General features: G+C 70.7%; 15 protein-coding genes and 3 pseudogenes. 7 read left to right on the forward strand and 11 right to left on the reverse strand.

From position 1 onward, the window contains the following. Window positions 1–52: 52 nt before the first annotated feature. The 5 genes and pseudogenes from Prum_RS55230 to Prum_RS29965 form a co-directional block, all read left to right on the forward strand. Window positions 53–301, forward strand: a pseudogene (locus Prum_RS55230) (hypothetical protein); the annotation flags it as partial. Window positions 302–381: 80 nt separating this feature from the next. After that, a pseudogene (locus tag Prum_RS55235) lies at window positions 382–669 on the forward strand (hypothetical protein); the annotation flags it as partial. An 83-nt stretch (window positions 670–752) separates the two neighbouring features. Next, the gene (locus tag Prum_RS49775) at window positions 753–1,214 is read left to right on the forward strand and encodes a glycosyltransferase (protein WP_246278178.1); all 462 of its coding nucleotides are present in this window, start codon (window positions 753–755) and stop codon (window positions 1,212–1,214) included. Between the two features lie 524 nt (window positions 1,215–1,738). Then, complete coding sequence (locus Prum_RS29960; RefSeq protein WP_173084301.1) at window positions 1,739–1,978, forward strand: DUF397 domain-containing protein; 240 nt, start codon at window positions 1,739–1,741, stop codon at window positions 1,976–1,978. A 141-nt stretch (window positions 1,979–2,119) separates the two neighbouring features. Then, entirely contained in the window at window positions 2,120–3,016 is an 897-nt protein-coding gene (locus Prum_RS29965; RefSeq protein WP_246278179.1) for a Sco1979 family transcriptional regulator, read from the forward strand. A gap of 46 nt (window positions 3,017–3,062) precedes the next feature. Here Prum_RS29965 and Prum_RS29970 read toward each other — a convergent pair whose 3' ends face one another. The 9 genes from Prum_RS29970 to Prum_RS30000 form a co-directional block, all read right to left on the reverse strand. Further along, window positions 3,063–4,886, reverse strand: coding sequence for a GH39 family glycosyl hydrolase (locus Prum_RS29970; RefSeq protein WP_173079523.1), 1,824 nt, complete (start codon window positions 4,884–4,886; stop codon window positions 3,063–3,065). Continuing rightward, a complete protein-coding gene (locus Prum_RS49780; protein WP_246278632.1) occupies window positions 4,883–5,137 on the reverse strand; it encodes a hypothetical protein in 255 nt (84 codons plus the stop codon). The genes Prum_RS29970 and Prum_RS49780 overlap by 4 nt, the downstream gene beginning before the upstream one ends. Next, window positions 5,023–5,499, reverse strand: coding sequence for a hypothetical protein (locus Prum_RS52090; protein ID WP_246278722.1), 477 nt, complete (start codon window positions 5,497–5,499; stop codon window positions 5,023–5,025). The genes Prum_RS49780 and Prum_RS52090 overlap by 115 nt, the downstream gene beginning before the upstream one ends. Then, entirely contained in the window at window positions 5,484–6,401 is a 918-nt protein-coding gene (locus Prum_RS49785; RefSeq protein ID WP_218577391.1) for a DUF3131 domain-containing protein, read from the reverse strand. Before Prum_RS49785 ends, Prum_RS52090 begins: the two co-directional genes overlap by 16 nt. Window positions 6,402–6,409: 8 nt before the next feature. Further along, window positions 6,410–7,237 (reverse strand): carbohydrate ABC transporter permease, encoded by an 828-nt coding sequence (locus Prum_RS29980; RefSeq protein WP_173079524.1) that lies wholly within the window; start codon window positions 7,235–7,237, stop codon window positions 6,410–6,412. A gap of 1 nt (window position 7,238) precedes the next feature. Beyond that, window positions 7,239–8,108 carry a carbohydrate ABC transporter permease gene (locus Prum_RS29985; protein ID WP_246278180.1) on the reverse strand — a complete coding sequence of 290 codons (870 nt, stop codon included), beginning with the start codon at window positions 8,106–8,108 and terminating at the stop codon, window positions 7,239–7,241. Between the two features lies 1 nt (window position 8,109). Then, window positions 8,110–9,375: a sugar ABC transporter substrate-binding protein gene (locus tag Prum_RS29990; RefSeq protein WP_173079525.1), complete on the reverse strand. Its 1,266-nt coding sequence runs from the start codon at window positions 9,373–9,375 to the stop codon at window positions 8,110–8,112. Between the two features lie 3 nt (window positions 9,376–9,378). Further along, on the reverse strand, window positions 9,379–10,371 hold the full coding sequence (locus Prum_RS29995) for a LacI family DNA-binding transcriptional regulator (RefSeq protein ID WP_173079526.1): 993 nt from the start codon (window positions 10,369–10,371) through the stop codon (window positions 9,379–9,381). Between the two features lie 86 nt (window positions 10,372–10,457). Then, on the reverse strand, window positions 10,458–11,219 hold the full coding sequence (locus tag Prum_RS30000; RefSeq protein WP_173079527.1) for a carbohydrate-binding protein: 762 nt from the start codon (window positions 11,217–11,219) through the stop codon (window positions 10,458–10,460). A 561-nt stretch (window positions 11,220–11,780) separates the two neighbouring features. On the opposite strand from Prum_RS30000, the gene Prum_RS30005 reads away from it, so the two are divergent. After that, window positions 11,781–14,060, forward strand: a complete 2,280-nt coding sequence (locus tag Prum_RS30005; RefSeq protein WP_173079528.1) for a peroxidase family protein — start codon at window positions 11,781–11,783, stop codon at window positions 14,058–14,060. A 51-nt stretch (window positions 14,061–14,111) separates the two neighbouring features. Further along, window positions 14,112–15,473 (forward strand): type I glutamate--ammonia ligase, encoded by a 1,362-nt coding sequence (locus Prum_RS30010; protein WP_173079529.1) that lies wholly within the window; start codon window positions 14,112–14,114, stop codon window positions 15,471–15,473. On the opposite strand, the gene Prum_RS30015 is transcribed toward Prum_RS30010, so the two are convergent. Then, window positions 15,474–15,896, reverse strand: a complete 423-nt coding sequence (locus Prum_RS30015; RefSeq protein WP_173079530.1) for a DUF6232 family protein — start codon at window positions 15,894–15,896, stop codon at window positions 15,474–15,476. A gap of 83 nt (window positions 15,897–15,979) precedes the next feature. After that, a pseudogene (hrpA, locus tag Prum_RS30020) lies at window positions 15,980–19,606 on the reverse strand (ATP-dependent RNA helicase HrpA); the annotation flags it as partial. Between the last annotated feature and the right edge of the window lie 102 nt (window positions 19,607–19,708).

A 19,708-nucleotide genomic window follows, 5' to 3' on the forward strand; every position in this document is an offset into this window, starting at 1 on the left:
CGGAACATCACCAGATTTCGCCACCGGTCAATGTTAGCCTACGGCGGTGCGGATGCTCTTCGCGATTTCGCCGGGCGTCGGCCATCTCTTTCCGACCGTGCCGCTGGCCTGGGCGTTGCGCGCGGCCGGCCACGAGGTGCTCGTCGCGACGGCGGCGGAGAGCGTCGCGGCCGCGATCCAGGCCGGCCTCCCGGTGGTCGACACCGCGCCGGCGGCCGCGATCGAGGCCATCTTCGGCGTGGCGACGGGACCGCCCGGCGACCGGGCCCGGCGCATGCGCGAGCGCGGCCGGCGGATCGCCGAGGCCGGCGCCGACGTGCACGAGTTGCTGCTGCGGACGTTCGGGCAGATATCCGCGGTGACGGCGGGGAGACCGCGCGGGTGGCTCGGCTCTGGCGCCCCGACCTGGTTGTCCACTCTCGACTGCAAGGCGCCGGGCTGGCGGTGGCCGCCGCGCTGGGCGTGCCGGCGGTCGAGCACGGCTTCAACCTCCAGCGGGAGGAGGACCTCGCCGGCCGGTTCCTGCCGCACCTGGCCGAGGCGTACGAGCGGGTGGGCGTGGAGCCGCGGCTGCCCCGGCGCGAGGTCCTCCACGTGGCGCCGCCGGAGATGATGGTCGGCACCGGAGCCGGCTGGTCGATGCGGTACGTGCCGTACAACGCGGGCGGTGAGCTGCCCGACTGGCTGTGGCGCCCCACCCACCGGCCCCGCGTGCTGGTCACGCTGGGCACCGTGGTGCCCCGTCTCGCGGGGTGGGTGGCCTGGGCCGGATGCTGGCCGCCGCGGCCGAGGTGGACGCCGAGTTCGTGCTGGCGCTGGGCGCGGACGCTGACTTGGCCGGGTTCGGACGGCTCCCCGCCAATGTGCGCCCGGTCGGCTGGGTGCCGCTGCACCATCTGCTTCCCGGCTGTGCCGCCGTCGTCCACCATGGAGGGTCGGGTACGACGATGGCCGCGCTCGGCGCCGGCGTGCCCCAGTTGGTGCTGCCGCACGGCGCCGACCAGTTCATCAACGGCCACGCTGTGCAGCGGCAGGGGATCGGGGTGTGCCGCGAGCCCGACGAGGTCGAGCCGGCGTTGGTGACCGGGCTGCTGCACGACGTACCCATGAAGGAGGCCGCACGGGCCGCGGCGGCCCGGATGGCGGAGCTGCCCGCGCCGGCCGACCTGGTGGGCCGGCTGGTGCTGGCCACGACCGGCGCGAGCGTCTCCTAGCCGTCAGCGTTGGGGCACGGGGTCGAGCAAGGGGTCGACGTCCGCGCGCGGCAGCATGTAGACCGCGGTGAGCGTGTCGACGCCCGTCCCGCGAGCGCTGTTGGGCCGGTACGTCACCGTGGCCGCCCGGGGGATACGGCCTCGACGACGCCCGCGCGCCAGGTACCGCCGCGGTAGACCCACACTCGGTCCGCCGGACGGTAACTGTCCGTGGGTGCAACTCCCTTGGGGTCGCGTTGCATAGGATCGATGGTTGGCTGGGTCATGCCCACTCCAAGCAGGTCGACTTGGCTTCGTGATGGTGATTTCGGCGCTGCGACGCGTCCGGCGGATCGTCGGTGAACCGCGCTCCCGTCACAAAACGTGAACAACCTTGCACAAGTAGCACACCGTTATCATGCTATTGGGCCCTTGCAGACGCAAGGGCTGATGCACGTGCAGATGATCTGATGCAGGTGCACGGTTGGGCACCCGCCCGGGCGCAGGATGACGACGAACGGGCGCCGCTTGATAGAAAGATGTCGATGAACCAGATTGCCAACGGCACACCCGCCGGCCAGTTACCGGCGCTCACGTGGCGCAAAAGCCGCCGCAGCAACCCCAGCGGAAACTGTGTTGAGCTGGCCGAACTTCCCGGTGGCGCGGGCATCGCGGTACGCAACTCCCGGGACCCGGAGGGCCCGGCGCTGATCTACACCCCGGACGAGATCACGGCCTTCATACTGGGCGCGCGGGACGGCGACTTCGACCATCTCGTGTCCTGAGCCACGGCTCAGGCCCTCTTCTTGGCGCATAGACGCCGCGCTGGCGCACAGGCGCCAATATGAACGAATCGGGGATCCACCTCACCAATGTCTCGTGGCATGCTTACCCGGGTTTCGGGCTGAGCAGGCGGAGGTCAGCAGGTGACGACGGCGGGGCCGGAGAGCGGGGCCGGCGGTCCGACCGTTCTGCGCATCCTGCTCGGGTCTCAGCTCCGCAAGCTCCGCGAGTCCCGAGGCGTCACCCGCGAGGCCGCCGGCTGGGAGATCCGGGCGTCTGAGTCGAAAATCAGCCGGATGGAGCTGGGCCGCGTCGGCTTCAAGGAGCGGGACGTCGCCGACCTGCTGAGCCTCTACGGCGTCACCGACGAGGCCGACCGCGAGTCGTTGCTGGCGCTCGCGCGCCAGGCCAACACCCAGGGCTGGTGGCACCGGTTCGGCGACGTCCTCCCCAACTGGTTCCAGGCGTACCTCGGGCTGGAGTCCAACGCCGCGCTGATCCGCACGTACGAGGTGCAGTTCATCCCCGGCCTGTTGCAGACCCGGGACTACGCCCGCGCGGTCGTCATGCTCGGCCACGGCGGCGCCGGCCTCGACGAGATCGAGCGCCGGATCGAGCTGCGCATGGCCCGCCAGCAACAGCTGACCCGCCCCGGCGCCCCGCAGGTGTGGGCGGTCGTCGACGAGGCCGTCCTGCGCCGGCCGATCGGCGGCGTCACCGTGATGCGCGCCCAGGTCGCCGCGCTGCTCGACGCCATCAAGCAGCCCAACGTCACGATCCAGGTCATGCCGTTCCAGGCCGGCGGCCACGCGGCCGCCGGCGGGGCGTTCACGCTCCTGCGCTTCGCCGACGAGGAGCTGCCCGACATCGTCTACATGGAGCAGCTCACCAGCGGGCTCTACCTCGACAAGCGGGACGACGTCGACGAGTACGCGGCCGCCATGGAGCGGCTGTGCGTCGAGTCAGTGCCGCCGGACCGCACCGCCGAGCTGCTGGAGCGGATCCTGCGCGACTACGACTCCACCCCCTCCTTCCCGTGATCAAGGCGTCCTTCAAGTCGTGGGAACGACTTGAAGGACGCCTTGATCACAGGGGGGTCAGCTCCAGGCAGGAGATGGCGGGCATCAGGAGGTCCAGGTCCACCTGGACGAGGCCGCCGGCGGGCGCGACGTCCCGAGGCTGTTCCGGTTCGTCGATCCGGTCGGCGCCGCGCAGCGCGGCCCACTGGCGGTCGTCCGGCCAGTCCCGCCCCGCACCCATCGCGCGCCACCGGGCCGCGACATTCGAGTACGCGGCGTCGACCCGCCAATGCCTCATCCGGTACGCGGGTGCGGCCAACCCGGCGATCCGCACCGTGACCCGGCGGTCGAGCCGTTCGTCCCCGGCCGCCTTGGTGTGGTCCAGCGTGCCGTTCCACACCAGCACCGTGACCGTGCCGTCCGGCGAGCGCGCCGGCCACGCCTCGACGAGGCCGCCGGCGCCGTCCCCGTCCACTGTGGCGGGCAGCTCGGTGTCGCCGAGCCGCTGCGCCAGGGACAGCGCCCAGAACTTGGGCTTGGCCAGGTTGCCCACCGTCAGCAGGCCGAACCCGCCGTGCAGCAGGCGCGGCGGGCGGCCCAGCTCCTCGAAGTGGTCAGACGCCACCCACGGCGCGAGCGCCTCGACCCGGCCGGCCACGGAACGCATCCCGCGCAGCAGGAACGTCGCCGCGAACACGGTGTCGTTGATCCCGCTGCCGTGCGTGGCGGTCACGCCCCACTCCGTCCACAGCAGAGGGCGGTCACCGGCGAGCGGACGCAGGTCGAGCGGCGGGCTGCCGTACGTGTGGGTGGAGACGAAGTCCACTGCGGACTCGCGGGCCAGCTGGTCGTCGATCCAACCCACCGCCGCCGAGGCCGGGCCGCCCACCCGCAGCCCTGGGTCGACGTCCTTGACCGCCCGGACGGTCACGTCGTACAGCCGCCAGTACTCGGCGGGCGTGCCGGACCAGAAGACGGACAGGTTCGCCTCGTTCCACACCTCGAACCACCAGTGGTCGCGCACCTCGGCCCGGCCGTACCGCTCGACGAGGTGGGCGGTCAGCTCGCGCACCAGCCATGCCCAGCGGTCCCAGTCCCGCGGCGGCGAGATGCCGGCCTCGTACGCGAACACCGTGTGTCCCGGGTCGCGGGCCAGGTCGCGCGGCATGAAGGACAGCTCGACGACCGGGCGCAGCCCCAGCTCCAGCACGGTGTCGTAGACCCGGTCCACGCCGTCGAAGTCCAGCCGCGGCCGCCCGTCGACCTCCCGGTAGACGCCTAAGTCGTCGCACAGGATCGCGTGCGCGCGTACCTGCTCCACGCCCAGCTCGTCGTGCACCCGGCGCAGCGCCTCGCGCAGCTCCGCGCCGATCGGCCGGCCACCGGTCTCGTCCGTGCAGAGCAGGTGGCTCAGGTGCTCCGAGCCCACCATCGCCCGCCAGGGCCGGTACACCGGGCCCGCGTCGCCGTCCGCGGCCACGTCGATCCGCACGGCCGCCGGCCCGCCGGACCGGGACGCGCCCGGCACCGGCGAGCTGAGCGGGCCCATCGAGGTGACCGTGGCGAGCGGCGCGACCGCGTACCAGTACTCGCGGTCGGGCTCGCCGGTCGTGTCCGCGTACGGCGGACGGGGCACCGCGAGCACGTCCCCGCCGCCGTGGTCCAGCGGCTCGAACGGCCCGGACGGCGCGTCCGCGCGGTGTACCGCGTACCCGATCGCGCCCGGCACCGGCGCCCAGGTCAGCGTGGCGTGGCCCCGCCCGGGGGTGGCGACGAGGCCGGTGGGCGCCGGCAGATCGGCCGGGACGATGGCGCCGGGCTCGCGATCCTGAGCGCCCCCGGTACCCATCAACTGCGCCCACCGCTCGCGGGCCCTCTCCTCGACCGTCATCGGGCCGCCCAGGGCGAGGCGGGCACGTTGAACTCCTCCATCGCCATCAGCGGGCGCAGCGCGCGTTCGATCTGCGGCGTCACGAACGCCCGCCGGATCGAGTCGTGTCCCAGCTCGTTGCCGAGCGCACCCAGGATCATTGCCTGGTCGAGCGCCAGGTACCGCTTGGCCACCGTGCCGCTGCGCACCGCGACCGCGTCGTAGAAGCCGCCCGGGCCGTACGCGTCGAGATTGGCGCGGAGCTTCGCCAGGTTGTCCACGGCCGCGCGCTTGGCGTACGGCAGCGCGAGGAAGGCGGCGTGCGGGTCACCACACCGTCCCCATAGGTGGGTGCCGGACCGGACGTGCGGCAGTCACCGAAGCCGGCGTCGTAGTTGGACGCCTCCACATCGGACGGGTAGCCGCCCGGGTCCATGCCCATCGCGTCCACGCCCCACACCTTGTAACCGCCGAACGGGTCGGAGGCGGGGGAGAAGCCCCAGTAGCCGTACTTGGCGTCGCGTAGCCCGTGCTCGATCTGGCCGGCCACGGTCGCCGGGTGGTTGCGGCCCCAACTGCGCGGGCCCCACTTCGCCTCGGGCACGAACAGGTCCGGCATCAGCGCCTCGAACATGTCCCCGCCCCAGCTCGGCACGAACCGGATGCCCCGGTACGTGTACGAGCCTCGAACACCGGCACCCCGAGGTACGAGGTCTGGAAGCCGGTGGCTTGCTGCTCCAGCCAGTCCCAGTCGCAGGTGGCCGGGAACGTGCGCTGAGTCGCGAAGTAGTGCGCGGGCGGGATCTGCCCGAACGCGATGCCGAGGTAGCTGGCGATCCGCGGCTCGGTCACCGCGATGTCGTAGTGGTTGCAGGTGTACCAGACGTCCGGGCCGCGGTCGCGGTAGTTGTCCACCACCGAGCACTCGGTCGGCGGGGTGTCCCAGAAGCCGCCCCGGATCAGGCCGGCGGGGATGTCCGGCCCGCGCGCGTTCGGGTTGTAGTAGAAGCCGAAGTCCATCGGGGCGAGCAGCGCGTCCGCCTGGGCCCGGTGCTCCGGCACGGCGCCCCGCACGACGAGCAGGGCGGCGGCGAGCCAGCCGTTGTCCACACTCGACAGGAACGGGGTGCGTGGGGTGCCGTCCTCGGGCCACGTACGTATCACCGCGCCGGTGTGCGGGTCGTACCAGTTGTAGAACATGCCCGAGTCGTCGTGGCGGTCGAGGCCGGCGAGCCCGTCGAGCGCCGCGCCGACCACGCGGGACGCCTCACGGCGGGAGATCGTGCCGATGTCCCGGGCCGCGACGGCCGACCACATGAGCCCGCCGATGTTCGTCGGTGAGGTGTACGCCGAGCGGGTGCCCGGAGCCAGGTCGCCGCCGATGTTGTCGGCGGGTAGCCCGGTGGCCGGATCCACCATGGCGACCATCGAGCGCCAGGTGTCCTTCGCGTACGTGTGGAGCGGGTCGGTGGCGGCGGACGCGGGGGCGGCGGGGAGCAGGACCAGTGCCAGGAGAATGGCGAGAAGACGTCGCATGGAAACCCTCACTTGAGTCCGGTCGTCGCGATGCCCCGCAGGAATTGCCGCTGGAGCAGGACGAACACGATGACCACGGGCAGCAGGACGGCGACCGCACCGGCCAGCACGAGGCCGTAGTCGATGCGGTTCTGGCCCACGCTGTAGAGCGCGAGCGCGACAGGCAGCGTGTACTTGTCCTCGGTGGTGGCCACGACGAGCGGCCACAGGAAGTTGTTCCAGGAGGCGAGGAACGTGAGGATGCCGAGCGTGGCCAGGGCCGGCCCACAGAGCGGCAGGACGATGCGCGCGAAGATGCGCAGCTCGCCCGCCCCGTCCACGCGGGCCGCCTCGATCAGCTCGTCCGGAATGGACAGCAGGTACTGCCGCATCAGGAAGACCCCGAACGGCGTGGCGAGGAACGGCAGGATCAGACCGCCGTACGAGTTGACCAGCCCGAGGTTGCTGACCATCACGAACTGCGGCACGAACGTCACCATGCTCGGCACCATCAGCGTGCCGAGCACGACGAGGAAGATCGCCCGGCGACCGGGAAAGCGCAGCTTGGCGAGCGCGTACCCGAGCGCCGAACAGAAGACGAGGTTGCCCAGCGTGGTGAACACCGCGACGATGGCCGAGTTGGCGAATGCCTGCGGAAAGTCCAGTCTGGACAGCAGCTCGTCGTAGTTGTCGAGGGTGAAGACGTTCGGCCACCAGGTGGCCGGGATGCGGCGGATCTCCGCCTCCGGCTTGACCGACGACAGCAGGGCCCACAGAAACGGGCCGACGACCACCAGCATTCCGGCGCCGAGGATCGTGTGCAGCCCGAGCCGCGCGGCGAAATCTCTGCGACGCATGTCAGTCCCTCGATCCGAGCAGGCGGAACTGAAGGGCGGCCAAACCCACGATCACGGCGAAGAGCACATAGCTGACCGCTGCGGCGTACCCGTAGTTGCCGAAGCCGAACTGGTTGTAGATGTGGTACGAGACCGACAGCGTCGAGTCGAGCGGGCCGCCCCGGGTCATCACCAGCGGCTCCTCGAAGAGCTGGAGGTAGCCGATGCTGGTGACGACACCGCCGAAGAGGAGGGTGGGGCGCAGCATCGGCACGGTGATGTACCGGAACTGGGCCCACCGCCCGGCTCCGTCGAGCCGCGAGGACTCGTACAGGTCGGCCGGGATCGCCTGGAGCCCGGCCAGGAAGATCACCATCAGGAAGCCGAAGTTGCGCCAGACCGCCATCGCGATGATGGACGGCAGCGCGAGGCGGGAGTCGCCCAGCCAGTTCGGCCCCTCGACGCCGACGAGGCGCAGGGCGCTGTTGACCAGCCCGGCCTCGGGGTCGAGCAGGAAGCGCCAGATCACGGCAAGCGCCACGATGCTGGTCACCACCGGCAGGTAGAAGCCGACCCGGAAGAGCGCGCGGAGCTTGACCAGCCCGGAGTTGAGTGCGCTCGCCGCCGCCAGTCCGACCACCATGGTCAGCGGCACGCCGACCACCACGAAGACGGCGGTGTTGAGCGCCGCCCGGCGAAACTGGGCGTCGTCCACCATCCTCGTGTAGTTGGACAGGCCGACGAACTCCACCGCGAACGGCGTACGCAGGTCGGTCGAGCGCAGGTCGGTCACGCTCATCACCAGGGAGGCCACCACCGGAACGGCCATGAAGACCAGGAACAGCACGGTGAACGGGGTGGCGAAGGCCCAGCCGGCGAGCGCACGGCGCACGTCAGGACCCGGTGCCGATGCCGCTGGCGCGGTCCTGCATCGCCTTGGTAGCCGTGGCCGGGTCCGCGCCCGACTTGGCCACCTTTTCGATCTCGCCGTCGATGACGGCGGCCACCTGCTCCCACGTCGGGATCGCCGGCGGCGACTTGGCGTCCTTCAGTTGCTCGCCGAACGTGGCCAGGATCGGGTCGCCGGACAGGCTCTGGTCCTCCCAGCCGCGCTGTACGGCCGGCAGGTCGCCGACCGCCTTGTACCACTTGACCTGCACGTCCGGCCGGCTCAGCCAGGAGACGAACTTCCAGGCGCCGTCCCGGTTCTTGGCGTCCTTGAAGACGGCCAGGTCGCTACCGCCCACGAACGACGTCGCCGACTGCTTGCGCGGCATCGGCGCCACCGCGAACTTGTCCTTGAAGCCCGCGCCGCCCTGCTGGTTCAGCAGGCCCACGTGCCACGGCCCGGAGATGAACGCCGCCAGGGTGCCGTTGATGAAGCTCTGTTCCAGCGCGCCCTGCAGCGACAGGTCGGTCGGCGGCGACAGCTTGTTCGTGAAGAAGGACTGGTAGTACGCCAACGCCTCGGTCATCTGTGGACTGTCCAAAGTGAAGTCCTTGCCGCTTGCCAGGGTGGCCCCGTTGGACCAGGCGAACGGCAGGAAGCTCTGCCAGCTGCCGGTGCCGCCGGGCTGCAGGTTGAGTCCCCACTTGGCCCCGCCCTTATCGCGCATGGCGGTGGCGAAGGACGTCATCTCGTCCCAACTCGCCGGCGCGGTCACGCCCGCCTTGGCGGCCAGGTCCTTGCGGTAGTAGAGCAGCCGGGTCTCGACGTACCAGGGCACGCCGTACGACGTACCATTGACGACCGTCGTGTCCCAGGCGCCGCTGAAGAACGCGGCCTTGTCCACGACGCTGGCCGGGGTCGGGTCGAGCGCGCCGGTCGCGGCGAACTCGCCCATCCACGTGGTGCCGACCATCGACACGTCCGGCGTCTGCTTGGCCGCGATCGCGCTGGCGATCTTCTGATGCGCCGCGTCCCACGGCACGGCCGTCACGTTCACCTTCGCGTCGGGGTTCTCGGTCATGAAGTCCTGGGCGAACGCGGCGAGCTTTTCGCCCTCCGTACCCATGGCCCAGACCGTGATGTCGCCGGTGGCCTTGCCCTCGCTGACCGGTGCCGTGGTGTCGGTGTCTTCGCCGCCGGAATCGCGCCCGCAGGCCGCGAGCGCCAGCATGGCCGCGAACGCCGCCGCGGCCAGCCGCTGCCTCTTCATGGTTTACCTCCCGGTGTGGGGGCCGCAGCTGCGCCGGACCGTGAGCTGCGTGGGGAGGACCTGGCGCCGCACCGGCGTCCGGTCCCTGGATGGTTCGGTGATGCGGTCGTGCAGCCAGCGGGCCGCCGTGGCGCCCAGCTCCCGCATCGGCTGGCGGACCGTGGTCAGCCCGGCGAACCCGGCCGCCATCACGTCGTCCCAGCCGGTGATCGCCAGGTCGTCCGGAATGGACAGTCCGGCTTCGGTCGCCGCGGTGTGTACGCCGAGCGCCACCTCGTCGTTGGCGCACACCACGGCCTGCGGACGGGTACGCCGGCGCAGCAACCCGGATGCGGCCTCGCGACCGGCGTCGAGGTTGAAGGCGCACCGCACCGGCGCCGGGACGGGTACGCCCGCGGCGCGCAGCCCGGCGGCGAAGCCCGCGTAGCGGCCGGCGACGTCCGGTGAGTCGTCCGGATCCCCGAGGAACGCGAACCGCCGGTGCCCGTGTGCCAGCAGGTGCTCGGCCAGCTCGCGGGCGCTGCGCTCGTTGTCGGTCCGGATCGTGTCCACGGTGGAGACCGGGTCGCGGGCGAGCAGCACGAGGGGTGGCCCGGTCGCGGCGATCCGCTCGACGACGTCGTCGCCCACCGTGCGACCCATGATCACCATGCCGTCGACCCGGTTGGCCAGGTCGAGCACCTGCGCCGCCGCGTCCCGCCGGCCGTGCGTGGCCAGGATCAGCACGCTGCGGCCCAGCTCGGCGGCGACCTCCTCGTAGCCGAGGACCACCTCGGCGTAGTACGGCCCGACGAGATCGGGGAAGACGATCCCGTTGGCGGCGTGCTGCCCCTCGGCGAGTGAGCGGCCGAGCCGGCTGGGGGTGAAGTCGAGCTCCTGCGCCGCGGCCCGCACCCGCGCCCGCGTCTCCGCGGTGACCAGGTCCGAGTCGCGCATCGCCCGGGAGACGGTGGCGATCGACACGCCGGCCCGCCGCGCGACCTCGTAGATCGTCACGCCGCCGCGTTGTTTGGGCTTTGAAAGCGCTTTCATTGCCACGGCGCGAGGTTTACCCCGCGGATCGTGGTTTCAAACCTCTTGCGTCAACCGAGAATGCTGATCCGGTCCAGACGCGGCGCCCAGCCGTACGGGTTGCTGAACGTGAGGCTGTTCTGCCCGGCGTTCAGCGAGATCGTGAAGGTCTGCCGGCCGACCCGGTCCCAGCCGCCGTTGGACGGAAAGCCGAGCTGGTACGCGGGACCGTTGTTGACCGACAGGAGGGCGTACCGGTTTTCGCCGCTGACGTAGAAGACGGTCAGCGCGTACCGGGTCGCAATCGGCACCGTGACCCGGGTGAACGAGATCTGCCCGGAGCGGCCGTACTGGTCGGTGCCGAGATCGTGGACGATCTGCCCGCCGGAGGCTTCGGGCATGTTCGACACCTCGGCCGCGCCGATCAGCAGCGCGTCCTCGGCCTCGTAGTACGTGGTCGTCGGCCCGGCCGGGGTCCGCGGTGGTGGCGGGATCGCCGGCGCGGTCGACCTCCGCGGGGTACGGCTGGGCGTGGCCGGCGCGGTGGTCCCGGGCTCCCCGGGCGTCGCCGAGCCCAGGCCCTCGGCGGCCGTGGCCTCGGCCGGCGGTGGCTGCTCGGTGGGGAGCGCGAGTCCCTGCCCGGCGGGCTCCTCGCCGTCCGGGGAGATGGCGGCGACGATCACGACGAGCAGCAGCGCCACCACCCCGACCGTGATCGTGGCGATGCGCGCCTGGCGCTGGCGCGGCGAGATGAACTCACCGACGCGCCGCCGGCCTTGATAGACGTATCTACTTATCTCCGCGGCGAGGGCCGCGGCTCGTCCTCCGCCCATGGTGGTCCCCCCAAAGATCCACACGCGGCGAGGAGAGTACCCTGACCAGGCACTTTGGGGCAATTGTAAAGTATCTATATTAATACTTTTGTCGGATATCGGTCACTCAACCGGCGTGACCAGCGGCTCCGCCCCTGTCGCCACGGCTCCGCCCCCCTGTCGCGGCTCCGTGCCCGCGGCGCGGCTCCCCCGATCAAGGACTTCTGCGTCGATCAAGGGCAAACGGTCGTGGATCGGAGATCGAACCACGACCATTCGTCCTTGATCGACGCGGAAGTCCTTGATCGACGGAGACGCCCTTGATCTTGACGCGCGGACGATGCGGGAGGGCCTACCGCCGCCGAGCCCTGCCCGGAGCTGGCGGCGGTAGGAGTTCGATGAAAGCGCAACGAACAATATAGATAGCGACCGTGCATTTTAGAACGACCCCCAAGGGTAACGCGTCCAAATACATCTATTGACTTCAAAATTGAGCGAGACCAATCTTCCCAGTCAGGTGGGCGTTTCGATCGTGGCGCAATTGCGCGCCCCGACAATAGCGCCGCCGAAATGGGAGGACCGATGCGACCCAAATGGCGCTTCCGCGCGCCCATTCTTGTCGCGCTCGTCGCGCTGACGACCGTGGTGGCCTCGTCCGCGACCACGTTCGCCACCGCGGACGTCACGGCGCTGGCCGTCCCGTTCGCCGTGCAGAGCCTGGACGGCAGCGGAAACAACGTGGCCAACCCGACATGGGGACAGTCGAATACGCCGTACTCGCGGGTGGCGGCGGCTCGGTACGCGGACAACCGCAGCCAGCCGGTGGCCGGGCCGAACTCGCGCTACGTCAGCAACCGGGTATTCAACGACGTCGCCCAGAACATCTTCTCCGAGCGCCAGGTCACGGCCTGGGGCTGGACGTGGGGCCAGTTCCTCGACCACACGTTCGGCCTGCGCCTGGGCCGGTCGCCCGGTGACCCGGCGGGCGAGACGGCCAACATCCCCTTCAACGCCAACGACCCGCTGGAGGAGTTCGAGAACACGCTCGGCGTCATCCCGTTCGCCCGCTCGGATCCCGCCCCCGGGACCGGCGTGACGAACCCGAGACAGCAGGTCAACACGAACAGTTCGTACGTCAACGCGTTCGCGGTGTACGGCGGCACCAACACGCGCCTGGACTGGCTGCGTGAGGGCTCCACCGACGGCAACCCGGCCAACAACAACGCCCGGCTGCTGATGCAGAACAACTACCTGCCGCGGGCGACCGCGCGGGGCAACGCGGCGACCGCGCCCGCGATGGAGATCGACGGCATCCTGCGGGCCAACCCCGGCAGCGCGATGGTCGCCGGCGACGTACGCGCCAACGAGAACCTCTTCCTCACCGCGACACATACCCTCTTCGCCCGGGAACACAACCGGATCGTGGCCGCGCTGCCGGCCTCACTGTCCGAAGAGGACAAGTTCCAGATCGCCCGGCGCGTGATCATCGCCGAGCAGCAGTACGTGACGTACAACGAGTGGCTGCCCGCCATGGGCGTCACGTTGCCGGCGTACTCCGGGTACAACTCGGGCATCAACACGTCGCTCAGCAACGAGTTCGCGACGGTCGGATACCGGGTGCACAGCATGATCCACGGCGAGATGGAGATCGCCGTGGAGGCCGGGCACTACACGCCGGCGCAGCTCGCCGCGTTCGAGGCCCAGGGCATCGAGATCGTCCAAGAGGACGACGAGGTCGAGCTGGTCATCCCGCTCAACCGCGGCTTCTTCAACCCGGACCTGGTGCCCGGCATCGGGCTCGGGCCGCTGCTGCAGGCCATCGGCGGCGAGCCGCAGTACAAGAACGAGGAGATGATCGACAACCAGCTCCGCAGCGTGCTCTTCCAGATCCCGGTCACCGGTAACCCCGAGTGCCTGGACGGGCCGGGCCTGCCGGAGTGCTTCGACGGCGTCCTCGACCTGGGCGCGATCGACATCGAGCGCGGGCGCGACCACGGCATGCCCACGTACAACCAGATGCGGCAGGCGTACGGGCTGCCGGCGCGGACCTCGTTCACCCAGATCACGGGCGAGTCGAGCGCGGCGTTCCCGCCCGGCACCGGCGTGGACAACCCGGCGAGCCTGGCCTTCCCACAGCTCTTCGACGTCTTCAACGCCGAGGTCGACCAGGCCGACGAGGACGCCGTGGAAGGCACGCCGACGAGCTTCGTCCGCGGCGCCCCGCTCGCGGCCCGGCTCCAAGCCATCTACGGGAACGTCAACAACGTCGACGCCTTCGTCGGCGCGGTCGCGGAGGCGCACGCCTCCGGCGGCGAGTTCGGCGAGCTGCAGCGGGCCATCTGGACCCGGGAGTTCCAGCGGCTGCGCGACGGCGACCGGTTCTTCTACGGCAACGACCAGGGCCTGACGTACATCCGCAACACGTACGGGATCGACTTCCGGCGCAGCCTCGGCGACATCATCGCGTCGAACAGCGACGTCCCGCGGGCCGACCTGCCCGGCAACGTGTTCTTCGCCGAGGGCAACGTGCCGCCGGCGAGCTGCCGACTGACCTACCGGATCGAGACGCAGTGGAACACCGGGTTCCAGGTCACCATGTCCCTCGCCAACACCGGGTCGACGCCGATCCCGGCCGGCTGGACCCTGCGGTTCGTGTTCCCCAACGGGCAGCAGATCACCCAGCTGTGGAACGGGGTGGTCGCCCAAGAAGGGGCCCGGGTGCCGGTCACGAACGCGGCCTGGAACAGCACCCTGAATCCCGGCCAGACATTGGGCGGAGTGGGCTTCAATGCCACCTGGTCCGGCACCAATGGCCGACCAGCGGCGTTCTCCCTGAATACAACGAACTGTGCGGTGGGCTGACTCGCCGTGGGAAGCGGATTCTGCCGCATTTATGCGGCAGAATCCGAACTGATGGACCGTCAAGAACAGGCCAAACGCGCGCGCCTGGCCGCCGCCGACCTCACCGCGCAGGGTGTACGCACGGTGGCGCTCACCTGGGTGGACAATGCCGGCGTCACGCGGGCGAAGGCGGTGCCGGTCCGCCGGCTGGAGCATGCCGCCGCGTGGGGCGTCGGCATGTCCCCGGTGTTCGACGTGTTCTGCGTCGACGATTCGATCACCACCAGCGCGCACGTCGGTGGCCCGGTCGGCGACCTGCGGCTGTACGCCGACCTGAGCCGGATCACCGCGCTCGCCGCCCAGCCGGGCTGGGCCTGGGCGCCGGTCGACCGGTACACCCAGGAGGGCGAGCCGCACCCGTGCTGCCAGCGCCTGTTCGCCCGGACCGCCGTCGAGCGCGCCGCCGCGGCCGGGCTGGAGCTGCGGATGGCGTACGAGGTGGAGTGGTTCGTGGGCACGGCGGATCCCCGAGCCGGCGACCCGATCCCGGCCACGACCGGCCCGGCGTACGGCATGTCCCGCGTCGTCGAGCTGTCCGCGTACGCCGACGCGGTGCTCGCCGCCCTCGCCGCCGAGGACGTCCCGGTCGAGCAGTTCCACCCCGAGTACGCCCCGGGCCAGCTGGAGCTGTCGGTGGCGCCGGCCGACCCGGTGACCGCCGCGGACCGCAACGTGCTGGTACGGCAGACCATCCGGGCGGTCTCGGCGTCCTTCGGCTACCAGGTCTCGTTCGCGCCCGTGGTGGTCGCGTACCAGGTGGGCAACGGCGGCCACCTGCACGTATCGGCGTGGCGGGACGGGCGCAACCTCTTCGCGGGCGGCCCGGGGCCGTACGGGGTGACCGCCGAGGGCGAGTCCATCCTGGCCGGCCTGCTCGACCGGCTGCCCGCGCTGACCGCGATCGGCGCGCCGAGCCCGGCGAGCCAGCTCCGGCTCGTACCGCGGCACTGGGCCGGGCCGTACCAGTGCTGGGGGCGGGAAAACCGGGAGGCCGCGCTGCGGCTGGTCACCGGCACGGTGGGGGAGCGGGACACCGCGGCCAACGCCGAGCTCAAGTCCTTCGACGCGGCCGCCAACCCGTACCTCCTGGGGGGTGCCGTCACCGCGGCCGTGACCGCGGCGGCCGGGGCGGGCCTGACCTTACCGTTGGAGGTCCCGGTGGATCCGGCGTCGTTGCCGGAAGGCAGGCAGCCGCCCCGGCTGCCGTCCGGGCTGCCTGCCGCGGTGGCCGCGCTGCGCGCCGACGACCTGCTGCCCGGCGTGCTGGGCGAGCCGCTGCTGGAGGCGTTCTGTGCGGTGCGTCTCGCCGAGCACGCGATCTTCGCGGATGCCAGCCCGGAGGCGACGGTCGCGGGCACCCGCTGGAAGTACTGACTAGGTGAGCTGCCCTCGCTCGACCGCCCGGATCAGGGCCCGGCTCACCTGGCCGAACTCCTGCTCGTCACCGGTGCTGAAGAGCAGCGTCGGGCGGCCCTGGTATTCCGCCCACAGCTGGAAGGTGGCCGGCCAGCGCCGGCCGCAGAAGGCCACGCCGCCCGCCGCGGCCAGCACGTCGAGGCCGGCGACCGCCCAGGCCGTCGGCGTGTTGAAAACGAACGCGACCGGCGCGACGACCAGCAACTCTGCCAAGCCGACGAGCAGGGCCGCACGGGTGGCGGCGGACATCGGGCCGCGGGCCCGCTCGAGGTAGTAGAGGTCGGAGACGGCGAACCACTTGCCGTTGATGATCAACCACTGGTCGGTGACGACCACGCCGCGCTGGTTGTAGAGGGTGGTGTGGAGGTAGTCGACGCTCATTTGCTGGCCTCCTTAACTACCCCTCACTATCAGACGACAGGCGTCGGATAGCAACTGGTCAAGATGCCATGTGGCAGATAGCGCTATAGCTCGTCCATCGCGCGCAGAATCCGTTGCTCGGATATTGGATACTGGGTACCCATGGCCTGCGCGAACAGGTTGATCCGCAGCTCCTCGATCATCCAGCGGATCTGGTGCAGCGCGTCGCTCGCCGGCAGCTCCCGGCGCAGCTGGTCGTACTCCTGCTGGATCTGCTCGACGCGGCGGGTCTGCTGCAGGTCGCGCTGCGGGTTCTGCGGCAGCTTGTCCAGGCGCCGCTCGATCCCGGTCAGGTAACGCGCCACGTCGGGCAGGCGCGCCCATCCGGTCGCGGTCACGAAACCCCGATAGACCAGACCGGAGAGCTGGGTGCGGATGTCCGCGAGCGAGGGCATGAGGTCCAGGCGCGAGCCACCCTTGAGGCGCTGCTCCACCGAGTACGCCGCGGCGAGCACCCGCTGCACCCGCCCGACCACGTCGGCGAGCGTGTCGACGTACTCGGCGCGGACCCGGTCACGCAGCTTGGCGAACCCGTCCTCGTCCCAGGCCGGCCCGCCGGCGTCGGCCATCAGCTTGTCGACCGCCGCGCCCGCGCAGTCGTCCAGCAGGTCGGCCGCGCTGCGGTGCGGGTTGCGGCTGAGCGCCAGCTTGGCCTCATTGGACAGTCGGCCCTGCATCACCTTCGCCGCCGCGGGCAGGGTGAGCAGCAGCAGCCGCCGGGTGCCCGGCCACATCGCGTACCGCTGCTCGGTCTCCGTCTCGAAGACGCCGACTCCGACGGACTCACCCTCGTCCACCAGAGCCGGGTACGCCGTGACGGCGTACCCGGCGCGGTCCTGCCGCACCGTGCGGGGCAGCGTGCCGACCTCCCACGAGCGCAGCCCGCGCCGGGTGATGCCCGGTGCCGCCGCGGCCACGGTCTCCTGTACGGCGGGCTTGAGCTGGGCCTGGATCGCCGCGAGGTCCTTGCCTTCGGCGAGCGTGCCTCCCTTGTCGTCGAGCACCCGGAAGGTCATCCGCAGGTGGTCCGGGACCTTGCCCAGGTCCCACGCGTCGCGCGGCACCGGCACGCCCGTCATCCGGCGCAGCTCGCGTTCCAGCGCTTCGAGCAGCGACCCGTCGAGTGGCATCCGGGCGAGCGCCGCCTTCGCGTAGTCGGGCACCGGCACGTAGTTGCGCCGGAGCGCCTTCGGCAGCGACCGGATCAGCGCGACGACGAGGTCCTCGCGCAGGCCGGGCACCTGCCAGTCGAAGCCCGCCGGGGACAGCCGCGGCAGCAGCGGCAGGGGAATGTGGACGGTTACCCCGTCGGCCTCCGCCCCCGGCTCGAACTGGTACGTCAACCGCAGCGCCACCCCGCCCTGCCGCCACTCGTCCGGGTAGTTCGCCGCCTCGACCTGGCCCGCCCGCTCGTTGATGAGCATGGCCTTCTCGAAGTTCAACAGGTCGGGAGTGTCCCGCCGGGCCTGCTTCCACCAGGAGTCGAAGTGCCGCGCCGACACCACCTCGGGCGGGAGCCGCTGGTCGTAGAACGCGAACAGGGTCTCGTCGTCGACCAGGATGTCGCGCCGCCGGGCCCGGTGCTCCAACTCCTCCACCTCGGCCAGCAGCGCCCGGTTTTCGGCGAAGAACGCGTGGTGCGTCTCCCAGTCGCCCTCGACCAACGCGTGCCGGATGAACAGTTCGCGGCACAGCGGCGGGTCGACGCGGCCGAAGTTCACCTTGCGACCGGCGACCAGCGATACGCCGTACAGGGTGACCCGCTCGTACGCCATCACGGCGCCCTGCTTCTTTTCCCAATGCGGCTCGCTGTAGCTGCGCTTGACGAGGTGGCCGGCGAGTTTTTCCACCCACTCCGGCTCCACCTTGGCCACCACGCGGGCCCACAGCCGGGAGGTCTCCACCAGCTCGGCGGCCATCACCCACTGGGGCTGCTTCTTGAACAGGGCCGAGCCGGGGAAGATGGCGAATTGGGCGCCGCGCGCACCCGCGTACTCGTGCTTCTGCGGATTTTTGAGGCCGACGTGCGAGAGCAGCCCGGCGAGCAGGGACTGGTGGATGCGCTGGGCGTCCGCGGGCGGCGCCTTGGCGGGCTTGACCGCCTGCCGGAGCTGGCCGTGCAGGTCCTGCCACTCGCGTACGCGCAGGTAGTTGAGGAACTCGGTCCGGCACATCCGGCGGAACTGGCTGGAGGACAGTGCCTTCTGCTGCTCCTCGACGTACCGCCACAGGTTCAGGTACGCCGCGAAGTCCGACTCCTTGTCGACGAACCTGGCGTGCCTTTCGTCGGCGGCCTGCTGCTTGTCGGTGGGGCGTTCGCGCGGGTCCTGGATGGACAGTGCGGCGGAGATGACCAGCACCTCGTGCACGCAGCCGTTGCGCTCGGCCTCCAGCACCATCCGGCCGAGGCGCGGGTCGATCGGCAGCTGGGCGAGGCGGCGGCCGAGCTTGGTCAGCCGCCCGTCTTCCAGCGCGCCCAGCTCGTGCAGCAGGTCGACGCCGTCCTTGACGTTGCGCCGGTCCGGCGGCTCGACGAACGGGAACGCCGCCATGTCGCCCAGGCCCAGCGCGGTCATCTGGAGGATGACGGAGGCGAGGTTGGTGCGCAGGATCTCCGGGTCGGTGAACTCCGGCCGGGACACGAAGTCCTCTTCGGAGTAGAGCCGGATGCAGATGCCGTCGGACGTTCGCCCGCAACGGCCCTTGCGCTGGTTGGCCGATGCCTGCGAGACCGCCTCGATGGGCAGCCGCTGCACCTTGAGCCGGTGGCTGTAGCGGGAGATGCGCGCGGTACCGGGGTCCACGACGTACTTGATGCCGGGGACGGTCAGCGAGGTCTCGGCGACGTTGGTGGCGAGCACGATCCGGCGCCCCGGGTGCCGCTGGAAGACCCGGTGCTGCTCCGCTGTGGACAGTCGCGCGTAGAGCGGCAGGACCTCCGTGTCGCGCCGGTCCTGCTTGCGGAGCGCGTCGGCGGTGTCGCGGATCTCCCGTTCGCCGCTGAGGAAGACCAGGATGTCGCCGGGCCCCTCGGCGCACAGCTCGTCGACCGCGTCGAGGATGGCCTGAATCTGGTCCTGCTCCTCGTCCTCCTGCGGGCGGTAGCGCACCTCGACCGGGTATGTCCGACCGGAGACCTCGACGATGGGGGCGTCCCCGAAGTGTTGCGAGAAGCGCTCCGGGTCGATCGTCGCCGAGGTGATGATCACTTTCAGGTCGGGGCGGCGGGGGAGCAGGCGCTTGACGTACCCCAGAATGAAGTCGATGTTGAGGCTGCGCTCGTGCGCCTCGTCGATGATCAGGGTGTCGTACCGCCGGAGCATGCGGTCGTGCTGGATCTCGGCGAGCAGGATGCCGTCGGTCATCAGCTTGACCTGGGTGCCCTCGCTGACCCGGTCGGTGAAGCGGACCTTGAAGCCGACCGTGGTGCCGAGCGGCGTGCCCAGCTCCTCGGCGATGCGGTCGGCGACCGTGCGGGCGGCCAGCCGGCGCGGCTGGGTGTGGCCGATCATGCCCTCGACGCCGCGGCCCAGCTCAAGGCAGATCTTCGGGAGCTGGGTGGTCTTGCCGGAGCCGGTCTCGCCGGCGACGATCACGACCTGGTGGTCGCGGATGGCGGCCAGGATGTCGTCCTTCTTCTGACTGACCGGCAGTTCCGGCGGATACCTGATCTCCATCGCCCTACCAGGGTATCCGCCCTGCCCAGCGGTTTTCCCCAGCGCCGCCCCCCTTCGTGATCAGGGCGTCCTTCAAGTCGCTCGCACGACTTGAAG

Origin of the sequence: Phytohabitans rumicis, assembly GCF_011764445.1 — a bacterium.
In the GTDB taxonomy this organism is placed as follows: domain Bacteria; phylum Actinomycetota; class Actinomycetes; order Mycobacteriales; family Micromonosporaceae; genus Phytohabitans; species Phytohabitans rumicis.

What these genes read in the sequence shown, in the direction of transcription:
- Prum_RS52090 (WP_246278722.1), bottom strand. Translation starts at nt 5,499, where the DNA reads ATGTTCGAGGCGCTGATGCCGGACCTGTTCGTGCCCGAGGCGAAGTGG.
- Prum_RS29960 (WP_173084301.1), top strand. Translation starts at nt 1,739, where the DNA reads ATGAACCAGATTGCCAACGGCACACCCGCCGGCCAGTTACCGGCGCTC.
- Prum_RS29970 (WP_173079523.1), bottom strand. Translation starts at nt 4,886, where the DNA reads ATGACGGTCGAGGAGAGGGCCCGCGAGCGGTGGGCGCAGTTGATGGGT.
- Prum_RS30005 (WP_173079528.1), top strand. Translation starts at nt 11,781, where the DNA reads ATGCGACCCAAATGGCGCTTCCGCGCGCCCATTCTTGTCGCGCTCGTC.
- Prum_RS29980 (WP_173079524.1), bottom strand. Translation starts at nt 7,237, where the DNA reads ATGCGTCGCAGAGATTTCGCCGCGCGGCTCGGGCTGCACACGATCCTC.
- Prum_RS30010 (WP_173079529.1), top strand. Translation starts at nt 14,112, where the DNA reads ATGGACCGTCAAGAACAGGCCAAACGCGCGCGCCTGGCCGCCGCCGAC.
- Prum_RS29990 (WP_173079525.1), bottom strand. Translation starts at nt 9,375, where the DNA reads ATGAAGAGGCAGCGGCTGGCCGCGGCGGCGTTCGCGGCCATGCTGGCG.
- Prum_RS30015 (WP_173079530.1), bottom strand. Translation starts at nt 15,896, where the DNA reads ATGAGCGTCGACTACCTCCACACCACCCTCTACAACCAGCGCGGCGTG.
- Prum_RS49785 (WP_218577391.1), bottom strand. Translation starts at nt 6,401, where the DNA reads ATGCGACGTCTTCTCGCCATTCTCCTGGCACTGGTCCTGCTCCCCGCC.
- Prum_RS30000 (WP_173079527.1), bottom strand. Translation starts at nt 11,219, where the DNA reads ATGGGCGGAGGACGAGCCGCGGCCCTCGCCGCGGAGATAAGTAGATAC.